General features: G+C 59.7%; 16 protein-coding genes. 3 read left to right on the top strand and 13 right to left on the bottom strand.

Translation table 11 applies throughout. The features are described from left to right. Positions 1-2 precede the first annotated feature (2 nt). Complete coding sequence (locus B3H47_RS08000; RefSeq protein WP_286986668.1) at positions 3-1,424, bottom strand: LutB/LldF family L-lactate oxidation iron-sulfur protein; 1,422 nt, start codon at positions 1,422-1,424, stop codon at positions 3-5. A 2-nt stretch (positions 1,425-1,426) separates the two neighbouring features. Beyond that, positions 1,427-2,158 carry a (Fe-S)-binding protein gene (locus B3H47_RS07995; protein ID WP_286986667.1) on the bottom strand — a complete coding sequence of 244 codons (732 nt, stop codon included), beginning with the start codon at positions 2,156-2,158 and terminating at the stop codon, positions 1,427-1,429. Between the two features lie 128 nt (positions 2,159-2,286). On the opposite strand from B3H47_RS07995, the gene B3H47_RS07990 reads away from it, so the two are divergent. Beyond that, complete coding sequence (locus tag B3H47_RS07990; RefSeq protein ID WP_013106566.1) at positions 2,287-3,093, top strand: IclR family transcriptional regulator; 807 nt, start codon at positions 2,287-2,289, stop codon at positions 3,091-3,093. Positions 3,094-3,129: 36 nt separating this feature from the next. On the opposite strand, the gene pbpG is transcribed toward B3H47_RS07990, so the two are convergent. Then, positions 3,130-4,611 carry a D-alanyl-D-alanine endopeptidase gene (pbpG, locus tag B3H47_RS07985; RefSeq protein ID WP_286986666.1) on the bottom strand — a complete coding sequence of 494 codons (1,482 nt, stop codon included), beginning with the start codon at positions 4,609-4,611 and terminating at the stop codon, positions 3,130-3,132. On the opposite strand from pbpG, the gene B3H47_RS07980 reads away from it, so the two are divergent. Beyond that, positions 4,610-4,756 (top strand): hypothetical protein, encoded by a 147-nt coding sequence (locus tag B3H47_RS07980; protein WP_286728817.1) that lies wholly within the window; start codon positions 4,610-4,612, stop codon positions 4,754-4,756. The genes pbpG and B3H47_RS07980 overlap by 2 nt on opposite strands. A 33-nt stretch (positions 4,757-4,789) precedes the next feature. Here the strand turns inward: B3H47_RS07980 and soxB are convergent, their stop codons facing one another. The 10 genes from soxB to B3H47_RS07930 all read right to left on the bottom strand — a co-directional run bounded on the left by soxB (position 4,790) and on the right by B3H47_RS07930 (position 15,069). Further along, entirely contained in the window at positions 4,790-6,529 is a 1,740-nt protein-coding gene (gene soxB, locus B3H47_RS07975; protein WP_013123833.1) for a thiosulfohydrolase SoxB, read from the bottom strand. A gap of 83 nt (positions 6,530-6,612) precedes the next feature. Further along, positions 6,613-7,263, bottom strand: a complete 651-nt coding sequence (soxX, locus tag B3H47_RS07970; RefSeq protein WP_286986665.1) for a sulfur oxidation c-type cytochrome SoxX — start codon at positions 7,261-7,263, stop codon at positions 6,613-6,615. Between the two features lie 16 nt (positions 7,264-7,279). Beyond that, the gene (gene soxA, locus B3H47_RS07965; RefSeq protein WP_286986664.1) at positions 7,280-8,182 is read right to left on the bottom strand and encodes a sulfur oxidation c-type cytochrome SoxA; all 903 of its coding nucleotides are present in this window, start codon (positions 8,180-8,182) and stop codon (positions 7,280-7,282) included. 8 nt (positions 8,183-8,190) lie between these two features. Continuing rightward, entirely contained in the window at positions 8,191-8,502 is a 312-nt protein-coding gene (gene soxZ / locus B3H47_RS07960) for a thiosulfate oxidation carrier complex protein SoxZ (RefSeq protein ID WP_013106571.1), read from the bottom strand. 104 nt (positions 8,503-8,606) lie between these two features. Continuing rightward, positions 8,607-9,080: a thiosulfate oxidation carrier protein SoxY gene (gene soxY / locus B3H47_RS07955; RefSeq protein WP_013124560.1), complete on the bottom strand. Its 474-nt coding sequence runs from the start codon at positions 9,078-9,080 to the stop codon at positions 8,607-8,609. Between the two features lie 50 nt (positions 9,081-9,130). After that, positions 9,131-10,255, bottom strand: coding sequence for a c-type cytochrome (locus tag B3H47_RS07950; protein WP_156054672.1), 1,125 nt, complete (start codon positions 10,253-10,255; stop codon positions 9,131-9,133). Then, the gene (gene soxC / locus B3H47_RS07945; RefSeq protein ID WP_286986662.1) at positions 10,233-11,612 is read right to left on the bottom strand and encodes a sulfite dehydrogenase; all 1,380 of its coding nucleotides are present in this window, start codon (positions 11,610-11,612) and stop codon (positions 10,233-10,235) included. The genes B3H47_RS07950 and soxC overlap by 23 nt, the downstream gene beginning before the upstream one ends. Before the next feature lie 12 nt (positions 11,613-11,624). Further along, entirely contained in the window at positions 11,625-12,023 is a 399-nt protein-coding gene (locus B3H47_RS07940) for an ArsR/SmtB family transcription factor (RefSeq protein WP_013106575.1), read from the bottom strand. An 83-nt stretch (positions 12,024-12,106) separates the two neighbouring features. After that, complete coding sequence (locus B3H47_RS07935) at positions 12,107-13,999, bottom strand: propionate--CoA ligase (RefSeq protein ID WP_286986661.1); 1,893 nt, start codon at positions 13,997-13,999, stop codon at positions 12,107-12,109. A 92-nt stretch (positions 14,000-14,091) separates the two neighbouring features. After that, entirely contained in the window at positions 14,092-15,069 is a 978-nt protein-coding gene (locus B3H47_RS07930) for an MDR family oxidoreductase (RefSeq protein WP_286986660.1), read from the bottom strand. 84 nt (positions 15,070-15,153) lie between these two features. Here B3H47_RS07930 and B3H47_RS07925 point away from each other — a divergent pair, with 84 nt between their 5' ends. Continuing rightward, positions 15,154-15,819: a C40 family peptidase gene (locus tag B3H47_RS07925; RefSeq protein ID WP_013123841.1), complete on the top strand. Its 666-nt coding sequence runs from the start codon at positions 15,154-15,156 to the stop codon at positions 15,817-15,819. The last annotated feature ends 25 nt before the right edge of the window (positions 15,820-15,844 follow it).

Raw genomic sequence — 15,844 nt, 5'->3', positions numbered from 1 at the left:
GGTCACCCTGCTGCCTTGCCCTTGGCGCGCTGTGCGAACTGCTGTTTGAAGGTTGCCTGCGACGGCACGGGCAAATCACGATAGGCCGTCCACCCCGAGGCGCCTGGCAGGTTTTGCACCCGCCTGCGCTCGCCCCCCATCAGCCGCAAGACCCTCGACGCCAGCCGCGCCCCCGGCCGATACAGCCAGGGATGCCGCGCGACATAGCTCCACAGCCTCAAGGCCCAGCGCTCCATGCCCGGCCGCATTTCGCGCTCGAATTGCTGTTCGCGCATTTTGCGCAGCAGATCGGGCAGCGGGATTTTCATCGGGCATACGACCTCACATTGCCCGCATAGCGTTGCGGCCTGCGGCAAATCCTGCGTGCTTTCAAGCCCCTGATAACTCGGCGTCAGCACCGACCCCATCGGCCCCGGATACACCCAGCCGTAGGCGTGCCCGCCGATTTTCTGATAGACGGGGCAATGGTTCATACAGGCGCCGCAGCGTATGCAGCGCAACATCTCGGCAAACGCACCGCCCACCAGACTGGTGCGTCCACCATCGAGCAGCACCACATACATATGCTCCGGGCCGTCGCGGTCGCCCTCGCGCTTCGGGCCGGTGAGCACGGAGAAGTAGTTGCTGATGGGCTGCCCCGTCGCCGAACGGGGCAGCAGGCGCATCACCGCCGCCAGGTCTTCGAGCGTGGGCAGCACCTTCTCCACCCCGGTCACCGCGACATGCACCCGCGGCAGGATGGTGCACATGCCCTCGTTGCCCTCATTGGTGACCAGGGCGACGGAGCCGGTTTCGGCCACCACGAAATTGCCCCCGGTAATGCCCATATCGGCCGACAGAAACTTCGCCCGTAGCACCTCGCGGGCCTCGCGGGTCATCTCGGGGATGTCGGTCTTGCGCGGCGTGTGGTGCGTGCGCGCGAACAGATCGGCGATCTCCTCTTTGTCCTTGTGCACCACGGGCGCAATGATGTGCGAAGGGGGCTCGTTGCCGTTGATCTGCAGGATGTACTCGCCCAGATCGGTCTCCGTCACCTGCACGGCTGCGGCTTCCAGCGCCGCGTTCAAGCCCATCTCCTCCGACACCATCGACTTCGACTTGATGGCCTGCTTGCAATCGTGCTTTCGGGCGATCTGCACCACCAGATCGGCGGCTTCCTGCGGGGTTTGCGCCCAGAGAACCGTGGTGCCGCGGCGCTGCGCTTCGGCTTCGAATCGCTCCAGCCAGACATCGAGTGTGTTCAGCGCCACGTTGCGACGATTCACCGCCGCATCGCGAATCTGCTCGAACCCGTCCAGCGCGGCGATGGCCGCTGCCCGGCCGGTCACAAACTTGGTCGAGAGTTTCTTGAGGTTTTGCTGCAAACGCTGATCAGCCAGCTTCTGGCCGACGCGCGCCTTGAAATGCAGAGTCTGTGATTCCATGATCAGCGCTTTCCACTCAGCACTTCAGCGATATGAAGCACCTGAGTTGTGTTGTCTCCCTGCCGCCGCAGCCGCCCTTCGATTTGCATCATGCAGCCCAGATCGCCCAGCACCACGGCACGCGCCTTGGTCGCCTGAATATTGGCGCACTTGTCATCGGCAATGGCGGCGGAAATATTGCCGTACTTCACCGCGAAGGTACCCCCAAAGCCGCAGCACTGCTCGCATTGCTCCATTTCGCACAGACTGAGTCCGGGCACGAGCGACAGCAGTTGGCGGGGCTGTTGCTTGATGCCCAATTCGCGCAAACCCGAGCAGGAATCGTGATACGTCACCTCCCCCTCGAACGCGCCGGGCACCTCGGTCAGAAGGGCCACACGCACCAGAAAGTCGGTGAGTTCAAACAGACGCGGCTGTATGGCGGCGAAACGACGCAGCAAATCCGGCTGGTCTTTGAGCACATCCGGATAGTGCGTCTTGATCGTGCCCATGCAGGAGCCGGACGGGGCGACCACATAGTCGAACGACTCGAATTCGTCGAGAAACTTTTCCGCCAGAGCTAGAGTCGTGCGGTGGTCGCCCGAGTTGTAGGCGGGCTGCCCGCAACAGGTCTGCGCCATGGGCACATGCACCTCGAAATGCGCCGATTCCAGCAACTCGACGGCCGCCATCGGAATGCTCGGCCGCATGACATCGGACAGACAGGTAATGAAGAGACCTACGCGTTTTTTCATTCCCGCATTATCAGTCGGCTGACTTGTGACTGGCTGACGAGTCGCGCTGGCTGAACTTCGAAACGAACTGCAAGGCCTCGCGTTTTTCCGATATACAAAAGACTGTTCCAGCATATAAAATTTTTGCGATGCAGCATTCTTCTGTTTCCCGCAAATCCGAACCGCTCGCAGCACCCGCCGAACCCACCATCCAGGTGCTCGGGCGAGTCTTTGCGCTGCTGGACGTTCTGGCGCAAAACCCCGATCCGATGCAACTCAAAGACATCGGCGCCGCAACCGGCCTGCACCCATCCACGGCTCACCGCATCCTCAACGATCTGGTCGTTGGCCACATGGTCGAGCGAGTTGAAGCCGGCACCTACCGCCTGGGCATGCGGTTGCTCGAATATGGCAATCTGGTCAAGGCGCGCCTGAGCGTGCGCGACGCCGCGCTCGGCCCCATGCGCGAACTTCACCGACTGACCCATCAACCGGTCAATCTGAGCGTGCGGCAAGGCGACGAAATCGTCTATATCGAACGCACCTACAGTGAACATTCCGGCATGCAGGTCATTCGATCCGTGGGTGGGCGGGCGCCCCTGCATCTGACCTCGGTCGGCAAACTCTTTCTGGCAGCCGACGAGGTGGCCCGCGTCAAGGCCTACACCCTGCGTACCGGCTTGGCCGGGCAGACGCGCAACAGCATCACCAACCCCCAATTGCTGGAGCGCGAATTGAGCAAAGTGCGCCATGATGGTTTTGCGCGTGACAACGAAGAACTCGAACTCGGAGTGCGCTGCATGGCGGCCGGCATTTACGACGACAGCGGCGCTCTGGTGGCCGGTCTGTCGCTCTCTGCGCCGGCTGACCGGTTGATGGAAGACTGGCTGGAAAAGGTGCAGCTGACGGCGCAGCGCATTTCGGCCGCGCTCGGCTACAAAGGCGCGCGGCGCTGATTCGGTGACCGCGCCCCAAAACGCGCGGTGTTGAACTCACTCGCCAAGATCGGCGGATGACGGCTTTTCCACAAAGGCGGTCCGCACTAAGGCCGCGGCGTTTTCCGGCCCTCGGGCAGGCAACGCCCCTGTACGGGCTACCGGATCATGCAGGGCGTCGAAGCCCTTGGCTTCCAGCCAAGTACGGATGCGCTGGGCATCGCCAAAATGCGAATACTTGCCCCACGCATCGAGCAGCACCACAATCACTCGGCGCCCTTCAAACTTGGTCTGCAGCACCAGGCAATGCCCCGCTTCGTTGATGTAGCCGGTTTTCTGCAACAGGATGTCCCACCCGCGGTTAAACACCAAATGATCGGTATTTCGGAATTGCAGTGTGCGCGGGCCGACCTCCACCTCGCTCTCGGGATGGGTGGAAAACTCGCGGATCAGGGGATAGTGATACGCCGCCTTGACCAGCAGCGCGAGATCATGTGCGGTCGATTCGTTCTGCGGCGACAGGCCGGTCGGCTCCACGTAACGCGTGGTATTCATGCCCAAAGAGCGTGCCTTGGCATTCATCGCAGGTATGAAGGCCGCCAAGCCCCCGGGATAGTTGCGAGCCAAAGCATGCGCCGCCCTGTTTTCAGAGGACATCAGGGCCAGCTTGAGCAGTTCTTCCCGCGTGAGTTTCGTGCCCGGGCGCAGGCGCGAAGAGCTCCACTTCAGGGTGTCGATATCGGCATCGGTGATTTCGATAACCTGATCCATCGGCTGATGCGCATCGAGAATCACCGCGGCAGTCATCAACTTGGTGAGTGAGGCAATCGGGCGCGCAGTATCGGCGTTCTTGCTCAAAAGAACGCGATCCGTTCCCTCGTCAACGACCAAAGCGGAACCCGAACGCAAACTCAGCGGGTCATCGTTCGCTGCCGTGGACCTCGGCGAGATCTGCAATTCATCCGTCGCGCGCACCACGGATGAGGCCGCCCCGGTCATCAGGGCTGCTTTCAGAACGAGCGGATCCGGACGGCGTTTCTCAACGGCAATCCGCGTGGCTGGCAATTGACCTGTGCTCGCCTCCTTTTTGCGCACAGTCACGGCGATACGCCTGGAAGCCGCGCCCTGACGCATCTTGGTCACGATCGGTCGGGCACTGGGATGCGCGCGCTTATCCACCGCAACCCGCCGAGCCTCTCGCTCTTTCGCTGTGACTTTCCTGACCGGCTCAGTCTTCGCCTCGGCTTTGCCGCGTTTCTTTGAAAGACCAGCTGATCGCACTTGATGAGTTGATCGTGTCGCTGGTTTCTTGGCGACCTGCTTCTGAGCAGTCGGCCGTTCGGTCGTTTCTTTGCTGATCGCCGCGAAAGCGGGCGGCGCGATCAAGGTCAGGGCGAACAACGCCGCCACCAGTACGCCCGGCCAGTACAACAGAGCGCCACCGAGTCTCCCCTTCGGCGTCCATCTTCCCAAGAAGGTGAGAAACCCTTGGGAAGGCCCATCGTGTTTCTCAGGAGAGTGAAAAAAGGAAGACTGCATGATGACCGCAAGGCAAGATGAAAATAATGTGACCAGCCTATCAAAGGCTGCAATAACAAGCAAGATCAAAAACTTGGCTTGTGTTTCTCAAGTGGCGGCTAAACGCAGCACGTTCGCAGCCAAAGCAAACGGCCCGCTGCGTTGAGCGGGCCGTTTATATGCGCTGCAATCAGCGAGTTCAGAACATCTTGTTGTAGTTCGCCAGGCCCGGATTGCCCTTCACGCCGATGAGCTTGGGCTCATTCACCTTCAAGGGCTTGATGACCTTCTGGTGCTTGAGATACTCCTCGACAATATCCCAGATCGGCGGGTTGTCGGGTGTTGCGCTGGCCTGCTGAACCGGCGCCCATCCCGCGACCTTATAGGTCTTCTTGGGATCGAGCGGCTTGCCGCCAAGACGCATGTCCTGGATGCGATTGCCCATTTTTTCTTTCGGGGCACAGCTGTACTCCAGCGCACCCAGCCGCACCATGTCACCGCCCTGCTGGTAGTAAGGATCCGGATTGAACAGGTTGTCGCAGACGTCTTCCATCACGTTCTTGACCGTCTCGCCCGTCATCTCGGACAGGGTGCAGTACGGGTAGGTGATGGCCAACTGCGTCATCATGTCTTCGCGGGTGATGGGCGCACCTGGCAGCAGGCTGCCGCCCCAGCGGAAACCCGGCGAGAACGCGAGATCGCCGCCACGAACGGCCAGCATCGCATCGACCACCAGTTGGTCCCACGTACCGTTGAAATTGCCACGGCGATACAGCAAACCTTCGGTGTGCGCCAGCACTTCGGTCAGTTTGCTTTCGTACGGCGCGCGTACCTTGGTGATCAAAGCCTCCATTTCAGGGTCGGCCGGCAACAGCTCGGAGAACACCGGCAGGAGCTTGTACTTGTAGCCCACCATCTTGCCACCGCGAACATCGAAGTCCATGACGCCCATGAACTTGCCGTGAGAGCCGGCGTTGGTCACCAGGGTCATACCGCCAGAAGGACGGCGGATTTCCACCGCGACGGCTTCGCCATCATGGGTGTGTCCACCGAAAATGCAGTCGATGCCCTCCACCAGACTGGCCATCTTGCGGTCGACGTCCATACCGTTGTGAGAGATCACTACAACCAGCTGGGCGCCCTTCTGCTTCACTTCCTTAACCACCTTTTGCATGTGGTCGGTATCAATGCCGAAAGTCCAGTCGGGGATCAGATAACCCGGATTGGCGATTGGCGTGTAGGGGAAAGCCTGCCCGATGATGGCGACCTGTACGCCATTCATCTGCTTCATCACATAGTTCGGGAAAACCGGGTCGCCGAAGTCCGCCGTTTTCACGTTCTGCGCGACAAAATCGATCTTGCCCTTGAAATCCTTATCGACGATCTCTTTCACGCGGTCTTGGCCGTAGGTGAATTCCCAGTGCGCCGTCATCACGTCCACACCCAGTTTCAACTGAGCGTCGACCATGTCCTGTCCCTTGGTCCAAAGCGACAGGGCTGTGCCTTGCCAGGTATCGCCGCCGTCGAGCAACAAGGCGCCCGGCCGCGAAGCCTTCAATTGCTTGACCAGGGTCGCGATATGGGCATAACCACCCATCTTGCCGTACTGCTTGGCCGCGCGCACGAAATCGAGATAGGTGAAACCATAAGACTCACGGGTATTCGGCTTGAAGCCGACTCGCTTCAAATAATTCGTGCCCACCAAGTGGGGCAGGTGCCCTTCCATTCCGGCAATACCGATATTCACATTCGGCTCACGGAAATACACGGGACGCAAATGCGCGTGACTATCCGTCATGTGCAGAAAATGCACATTGCCACTCTTGGGCGGGTTGTACAGGCTTTTGACTTCCGCGGCGGTTGCCTCGCGGGTCATGGGAAAACCGGTGGCCGCAGCAGCTGCCAATACACCCATAAATTCACGACGGGTCAGGCTCATTCAAATATCCTCATCAAAAAAATAAAAAGCCCGCCAAATCAATAGCGATCAGGCGGGCGCCACTCAAATTAAGTTTCTTATTATTAGTTGGCGTTAACGGGAGACTTCGGATCCATCAGAAGCGCCATCACGTCCTTCATCTGCTGCTCGGTCAGAATGTGGTGCGCACCAAATGAAGGCATCCAGCTGCATGCGTTGTAAGCTGAAGAATCATAAATCCGACCCCAGGTGTATTTCAGGATGGCCTCGCTATTGCCGCGAAGTTTCCCGTAGTCCACCAGTGATGGGCCGATATTGCCTTGCGAAGGATCATTCTTGACCATTTCATGGCAGGCCAGACAATTTCCGCCGCTAGGCTTGTCAGGATTGTCACTCCATTGCTTGCCCTTGCCGTCCTGTGCAATCTTCAGGCCCGCCTTCCAGTCTCCCAGGAATTTACCATCCTTGGGATAGACGATACCCGCCATAGCCTCAGATTCGAGTTTTTTGCTCATTTCGGCAGGCATGGGTTTTCCGAGATACTCATATTTAGAGCACTCATACTGCTGCTTGGACTGAACCAGGCGGTCTAGTTTAGCTTGTCCCTTCGGGGCAAAGTCATTTTTCAGAATGCTCTGAAAGGAGGCTGTCGCAAACGGGTTGCCCCCCTCAGAGGCGGATTGATTCATGCCTGCGCAGCCGCCAAGAACTCCGGCCGCTGCCGTCATGAGTACGAACAAAGTGGTTCTTTTCATGTTGTCTCCTCAGGTCTCAGCGCTTGAACGAAGGCGTGTGCAGGGTAGCGCCATTCGAATTCACACCCATGTAGGTAATCAGGTCGATGACCGCATTCGAAGTCATCTTGGGCATGGGGAAGCGTTGTTGACGGAAGCAAGCCAGCATGCGCCATTCAAGCGTACGAGCTACACCTTGCGAGTTGGGGTAAGCTGGCCATGTCGCGTAAGACACTGCAGCGCCCTTGGGCCCAGTGTCAACGAGATCAGGCAATGCGGAGATTTTGATCCGCTTATCCTTCTCGGAGTGACAGGTGGCGCAAGAAAAACTGAAGGGCCCGCCACGATAGAAGAACAGCTTTTTACCATTCTCATACGCCAATTTTTCTTCCGGCGTGTTTTGCGGAATGGCGATTTTCATATTGTCAGATTCATGGGCAACATACATCGCCATGTTGACCAGCGGTGTCGCATTGCCGCTTTCTTTGGCGAAAGCATCATGTTCAGCTTGCTGCTCAGTAAAGCCTTGCAGGGTTTCCATGCAGGTAATCAGGCGGGACTCCAGATCTTGCACCTTGCCGGTGTCAGCAAAGTAACGCGGAAGCTGGGCATACGCACCCTTCAGCACCCCGGGACCAAGACCCAGATTGCATTGTTCCATCGAGGCATTTTTCGGGCCGCGTTTTTCAGTCCAAAGTTTTTTGCCGTCATCGATATTGAAATCAGCGGGGTTACCACCCATTTCGTTCATTAGGGCTAGATATTGATTGCCCTCATTGGTCAGTGAAGCCGCATTTGCCTGTGCGGCAAATCCTCCGACCCACAGCATGGCGGGTAGCGCAACCCCGGCCAAGATGGCCGTCTTTTTTGTACGGTTTCTCATAGTCTCCTCGCAGCGGTGAATAAACCAGAATGCGCGAAGCCGTTCGGCTTCGCGCATGAGATGCATCAAGACACCGTGGTGTCTGCAGTGGACGTATCGCCCTTGTTATCAATCCAGGACACAGTCACTTTGTCACCGGCTTTACCGCCTTTGAAACGGAACTCCAGGAACGGATTTTTGGAGATGGCCGTGCCCCAGTCGCAGGTCATCACGGTCTTGTCCCCATTTTTGCAGGTGACGGACTGAATGAAGTGGGCGGGAATGATTTGACCAGCTTTGTCTTTCAGCAGGCCGGTCTCTTCGGGGTGGGTCATCAGAACGCGAACGACCACAGCGTCGCCTTCGACGTTCGCCCGCATACGCATCGGAAAAGCCATCGTGTTACTCCTTAAATAGGTGTGTTGCTGGAATCAGCAAAATTCAAAACAGTATCAGTAGATCGGGTTGCTGGATCGCGTGGGATCGGGTTGCCGCAGGCTAATCAGCCGCCGCAACCACCCAGCGTGACCTTGATCTCTTTTTTGCTGAACAGCAGCTTGTCGCCAACCTTGGCCACGGCATAGACGTTGGAGGTCTGCGCCATTTTGACGCGGGTGGCCACGTTGGGCACCGAAGCGTCGGTCATGTTGAACATGCCGGCAAGGACCGTCGGGTTCTTTTCGATCACAATACCCAACGCGGTGGTACCGGCTGCATTGCTTTTCACACCCACGGGCACCACAGCGCCGTTTTCGGCGATGTCCGGACCGATGATGCTGACATCGGTGCTTTCGGTGGGCGTTCCACCCCAGATCTTGGCCGCGTCGGCAAACGACTTGGCTTCGAACAGGGGCGCATTCCAACCCGGAGCGTCAGCAGCCAGGGCAATATTGGGCATGAGACCAGCGGTTGCAGCAACGCCCAGGGCGGCTGCGCCTGCACCAATCTGCATGACCTGGCGACGAGTTTGATTCATCAGTCTTCTCCTTAAAGTGAACAGGACAGTACCTGTATCTTGATAACGTATTACTGCTTCGCGCCGTCGACAATCCACTGCGCAATCATCTTGGCATCGCCTTCGCTGATGGTTTGCGGCGGCATGGGGATGGAGCCCCACACACCTGAACCGCCCTTGATGATGCGTGTGGTCAACTCGGCGACCATATCTTTTTTGCCGCCATACTTGCCAGCGACTTCCTTGTAACCTGGGCCGACCAGCTTGTTGTCACCCAAGCTATGGCAGGCCAGGCAGGACTTGTCTTTCAAAAGAGCAACCACCTTGGCGTCCGGATTGCTGTCCGCCGCGGCTTTTTCCTTGGCTTTCTTTTCCTGCTCTGCCGCTGATTCGGTCATCATGCCGCGGATCGGACCCCAGGTGCGGTACTGATCTGCGAGGTTGCCGTTATTGTTCAGCGCAAACTCAGGAATGAAGCTGGTGATTTTGGGAGCTGGTGCGCAGTTTTTCATGCAATCCGTGTTGTGGGTATCCGGGATACCCCCATTCCCGATCTCTTTGCCGGGCCACATGCCGTGGTTCCAGATCATGCCATTGCGGTTAGGCAGCATGTCCTGAACTTGTTGTACGTTGTCACGGGTCAGCACGAAGTTGCCGGGCACCACGTTGGCGAGGTTCAACAGGTAGGCCACCAGCGCATAAGTATCGTCCCAGGTCAGCGAGCCCGGCTCGTTCCAAGGCATGGCGCGATGGATGTAGTCGAACAGCGTGGACACCGTGGACAGCTTTTCAATGGTGGTTGCGCCATCATTGGTGTTCGCCAACTTGGCGACACGACCCGTCTTGATGTCCTGCTTGGTGGCCTGGTAGGCACCGACCAGAGGCGGGAACACCGCGTTGGAATCGGCAAAGTCACCATGGCATGAGGCGCACTTAGCCTCCCACAGCTTGGTGCCGGTTGCCACGCTGCCTTGACCGACCGGCAGGCCGGCGAAATCAGGGCGAACGTCGATGTTCCAGGCCTTGATTTCATCGGGCGTTGCCGTACGACCCAGGGTGGCATCGAGCTTCAGGTCCTTTGCGGGGACTTGGGGATGGACGGGCATGCCCGCCGCCGAGGCCACCGTGGCGCCGCCGACAAACATTCCCCCCAGAATGACCGCCAGCGCGGCTTTACGAATTCGCGAGTTGGACATTGCGAACATCTCCATTTTCTTCAACTTGCCAAGTTTGGATTGCGTTGTTGTGATAGACGGAACGAGTACCGCGCACTTTGCGCAGTTCTTCATAGATGGGCTGCACCATGCCGGTTTCGTCAATCGCGCGACTTTGCAGGAAGGCGACCTGCCCCTTCCAAACCCAAGGCACATTGAACCGAGTGAATGCCTTGCTCTGGATCGGCCCTTCAAGACGCGCGGGCTGCCAGTTCACGCCGCCGTCGAACGAGACATCGACACGCTTGATTTTGCCACGGCCCGACCAAGCCAGACCCGAGACGTTGTAAAGCCCTTTGTCCAACAACACCTGACCACCGGACGGCGAGGTGATCACCGACTTGACTTCCATGACCGAGGTGTATTGACGCAGACGGCCATCGGGCATCAGATCGACGTAGCCCACGGTTTCGTCCTTGGTGGCGAAAGGCTGGGTACCGAGCTTGATGCGGCGCAGGTACTTGATGTTGGAAACGCCTTCGACCCCCGGCACCACCAAACGCAGCGGGTAGCCGTTTTCCGGGCGGAGCATTTCACCGTTCTGGCCGTAGGCCACCAGCACCTCACCCGACAGCACGAGCGACATCGGGATGGTGCGGTTTTCGGTCGAGCCGTCAGCGCCTTCCGCCATGATGAAGCGAACGCCCTTGAGGTCGGCGCCGCAGTCTTCGAGAATGTCGATGAGCGGCACACCGGTGAACTCGGAGCAGGACACCATGCCGTGCGTATATTGCACGGTCGGCAGCGCCACGTTGCCCCATTCCATCGCGGAGTTGGCGCCGCATTCGATGAAGTGGAAGCGCGACACCGGCTGCATGCGCATGATGTCGCCCACGGTATAGACCTTGGGCTTCTTGATGAGATTCTTCTCACCCATCACCATGAAGCGGAAGTCTTCCGGGTTGATGTCGTACCAGCCCTGGTGCGAGCGGTTGAAGTGCAAACCGGCCGGCGTGACGATACCGAACATGCCTTGCAGCGGCGCAAAGGCCACGTTGGCCTGATTCACCGCAGCCAGACCCGGACTGATGCGGCGCACCAAGTCCTTTTCGTACTTGGACGGCATGCCGTAAGGCGGCTCGTTCACCGGAGCGCCCAGAGTGGTGCGCCACTCCTGCTCTTTCAGGATGAACTTGCTGCCCTTGTCACCCTCCCAGTCTTTGCGATCGGCTGCGTAGACGTTCGCTGCACCGCCAGCGGCCATGGTGGCGCTGGCCGTCAGAAACGCTTTACGCAAAAAGTCGCGGCGACCTCCCTGAACCTGGGCGATCTGCTCAGCGCTCAGGAAGTTTTCCGGCGCTTTACGCAGCCGGCCTAGCTTTTTTGTGTAGTCACTCATCCTCTTTCTCGCTTAGTAGGCACGTCGGGCCAGGCGATCCGTCTGCGAAACCGATTCAGGATCGTCGAGCTCGATGGCAATTTGAGTACACACGGTCCGGCACAACTGCACTGCCTTCTCGCTCTGCACACGGTAATAAACCAGATTACCGACGCGGCGCTTGGCGACCACACCGGCTTGATACAACACCTTGAGATGCTGGGACACATTGGGCTGGGTCGAATCGACCGAGTCCATGATTTCTGTCACGCTTTTTTCGCCTGTACAGATGGAATTGAGGATGCGCAAGCGCAGGGGGGTGGCGAGGACGCCGAAGAGCTCGGCGGCGGAATCGAACACCCGATCCGCGTCGACCGAGAGATCGTCTGCGGGCGACGTCACCAGTTCCGGGAGCGTGTCAGTTTGTGGCATATGAATTTGCTTATAAGCAAGCACTGATATTTTTCAAACCCTGACGGGGCTTGTCCACCCTTGGCGGCTAGGAGTTTCCCTAGTCAGGGACGCGCAATTGCATCAGGAATTTGCTGAAGGGCAAGCGGATCTTCCAGTGTAGTGAGATCGCCGGGGTCACGGCCTTCGCAAATCGCCTGGATCGCGCGACGCAACATTTTTCCTGAGCGGGTCTTGGGCAGTGCCGTCACCAGGCAGATGCGCTGGGGTCGAGCGACGGCGCCGAGTTGGGCGTCGACGTGGGCGGCGATGGAGGCCTGACTGGCCTGCGCAGTCACATTATCCTGCCCCGGACGCAGCACCACGAAGGCCCAGGCGGCCTGTCCTTTGAGCGCATCCAGCACGCCCACGACGGCCACCTCGGCCACTGCGGGATGCGCGCTGATGCTCTCTTCGATTTCGCGCGTGCCGAGCCGGTGTCCGGCCACATTGATGACATCGTCGGTGCGGCCGAGGATGTAGAGATAGCCGTCGGCGTCCTGACGGCCCCAGTCGAAGGTGGAATACACCTGCCTGTTCGGGTATGTACTCCAGTAGGTATCCACAAAACGGGTGTCGTCGCCCCAGATGGTTTGCAGGCAACCGGGCGGCAGCGGCCAGTCGATCGCCACCACGCCTTTTTCGCCGGGAGCGACCGGCTCGCCGTCTGTTTCGTTACGCAGGCAGACTTTGTAACCCGGCATGGAAACACCGGGGGAGCCCATGCGAGAAGCCACGTCGGGAAATCCCAGCGGAGTTGCCAGAATGGGCCAGCCAGTTTCGGTTTGCCAATAGTTGTCGATCACCGGCTTGTTCAGCGATTCGGCCGCCCAGCGGCCGGTGGGTTCGTCCAGCGGCTCGCCCGCGAGAAAAATGGCACGCAGACTCGACAGGTCGTGCCGCTGCAACAGCGCGGGGTCATGGCGCTTGAGCACGCGCATGGCGGTTGGGGCGGAGAACATCTGATTGACACGATACTGCTCGACGATGCGCCAGAACACAGCGGCATCCGGGCGGATGGGGGTGCCCTCGTACAGAATGGTGGTCATGCCGGAGAGCAAAGGCGCATACACGATGTAGCTATGCCCCACGACCCAGCCGATGTCGCTCGTACAGAAAAACGTCTCCCCGGGCTGGCCGCCGAAAATCACACGCATGGACAGTTGCAGCGCCACGGCATAGCCCCCGGTATCGCGCTGCACGCCCTTGGGTTTGCCCGTCGTGCCCGAGGTATAGAGGATGTAGCTCGGATGGGTGGAATCGACCCAGACGCAGGGCACTTCCGCCCGGGCATGCCGGGTACGCAAATCGGCGTAGGAAACATCGCGCGGCTGCTGCCGGGCCCAATCCGCCAGCCCGCGATCGACCACGATGACCTGCTCCGGCGGATGCTGCGACAGACGTAGCGCTTCGTCGAGCAAGGGTTTGTACGGCACGACCTTGCCCGCTCGCGATCCAGCGTCGGCGCTGACGATGACTTTGGGTTGCGCGTCATCGATACGCGCCGCAAGGCTCACCGACGCGAACCCGCCGAACACCACCGAATGCACCGCACCCAGACGCACGCAGGCCAGCATGGCGAACACCGCCTCGGGAATCATCGGCATATAGATCAGCACCCGGTCGCCCTGGGTGACGCCCAGACTCTGCAGACTGGCCGCCATGATCTGCACTTCGCGGTGCAGCTCGGCGTAGCTGTAACTGACCTCCTGCCCCGTTTCGGTGGACACATACACCAGCGCGGCTTGCCCGGCGCGCTCCGGCAGATGACGGTCGACCGCGTTGTGACAGAGGTTGGTCAAGCCCCCCGAAAACCAGGCGGAGAATGGCGGTTTGCTGCGGTCGAGCACACTGTTCCACGGCTTTTTCCAATCGATGGCCTGCGCCTGCTCGGCCCAGAAAGCTTCGGGTGAATCGACGCTGCGGCGGTAAAAATCGGCGTAAGACGCATCGATCATCGCACTGTCTCCTGTTTTGTATGAATGCGGTCCAGCCTAGGAATGGGCGCTGACGCCGAACTGACTCATCGATGAGCTGAGGGAAACCGCGATCAAATCTTCACCACAAGCCGACCCCGCACTTTGCCGTCGAGCAATTCTTGCGCGGCCGCTTGAGCCTGATCGAGCGGGATGTCGTGAGCGATCTGATCGAGCATCGGCGCATCGATCAGATCGGCCAGCTTCTGCCAGGCTTTGCACCGAGCCGACTGGGGCTGCATCACGCTGTCGATTCCCGCCAGTGTCACGCCCCGCAGAATGAAGGGCGCCACCGTGGTTGGGAAATCCATGCCTCCCGCCAGACCGCACGCGGCCACCACGCCGCCCCAGCGGGTTTGCGCGCAGGCGTTGGCCAGGGTGTGGCTACCCACCGTATCTACCACCGCCGCCCAGCGCTCTTTTTGCAACGGTTTGCCGGGCGACGAAAGCGTGTTGCGGTCGATCACTTCAGCGGCCCCGAGCGCGCGCAAATAGGCTTGCTCCTGCAACTTGCCAGTTGACGCCACGACCGTCCAGCCCATTTTGGCCAGCAGTGCCACGGCCACGCTGCCCACACCACCGCTTGCCCCCGTCACCAGCACGCTGCCCTGCGCGGGCACGGCGCCATGCCGCTCGATCGCCAGCACGCACAGCGCCGCGGTATAACCGGCCGTACCCAGCGCCATGGCCTGTCGCGCGGTGAAGGCCTTGGGCAGCCGGATCAACCAGTCTCCATTGAGCCGCGCTCGCTGGCTCAGGCAGCCCCAATGCGTTTCGCCCACGCCCCAGCCGTTGAGCACCCAGCGGTCGCCAGGCTGCCAGTCGGCATGCGTGCTTTCGAGCACCGCGCCTGCGCCGTCGATGCCCGGCACCATGGGCCAGCGCCGCACGACCGGGCCGCGGTTGGTCAGCGCCAGCGCGTCTTTGTAGTTCAGGGTGGAATATTCCACCGCGACGGTCACGTCTCCCGCAGGGAGTTCTTCGTCTGGCCATGCCGCCAGGGTGGCACTGAAGCCTTGATCGGTCTGATTGAGTTTCCAGGCAGTGAACATCGTGTTTTCCCGTTGAGGCGGCAATGCTTCTTGCACTGCACAATGATTGACACATTCAAGCGTTCTATCTAAATTCACGCGATTATGCGTGTCAACCCCTTGTTCGCCCAGATTGCCTTGGCCTGTTGCCTGTTAGGACCATGCGGCATCACCTCAGTCTGGGCCGGCCCGCGTGTGCTGCCCCAGATCGACCCGGCCCAGCCCTCTGAAAAGGCGGTGCAAGACGTGCAAAACGCCCAGCGCGACGACGCCTCACTGCGCCAGTGGCTGACGCAAAACGGCTTTGTGCATCAGGTCTCCACCCGGGCTTCCGACCTGGTGGTCAATGCGCTGAGCTTTCTGGGCGTGAAATATCGCTACGGCGGCGACTCTGCTCGCAGCGGCTTCGATTGCTCGGGTTTTGTGCGCTACGTCTATCAGGAAACGCTGGGCACGGTACTGCCGCACAACGCCGCGGAGCAGGCGCACGAAGGCGAAAAGATTCCGGAAAGCCAGCTCAAACCGGGCGATCTGGTGTTTTTCAACACGCTGCGCCGAGCCTTCTCGCATGTGGGTATTTACATCGGCGATGGTCAGTTCATCCACTCTCCCCGACCAGGCCAGACTGTGCGCGTCGAAAATCTCGATTCGCCTTACTGGGCCAAACGCTTCGACGGCGCGCGCCGCATCATGACGAGCCCGCAGACCGAAGTCGCGCAAGACGACCCAGGCAGCAGCCCGAGCGATGCGGCGGCACAGGCGGGGCAATAAGAGAGCTCGGCACTCACTTCCGGGC

This window comes from Thiomonas sp. UBA7699, assembly GCF_002482605.1.
Lineage (GTDB): Bacteria > Pseudomonadota > Gammaproteobacteria > Burkholderiales > Burkholderiaceae_C > Thiomonas > Thiomonas arsenitoxydans.
The sequence above is the reverse complement of the archived record's forward strand: the minus strand, read 5'-3'. Positions and strand labels throughout refer to the sequence as shown.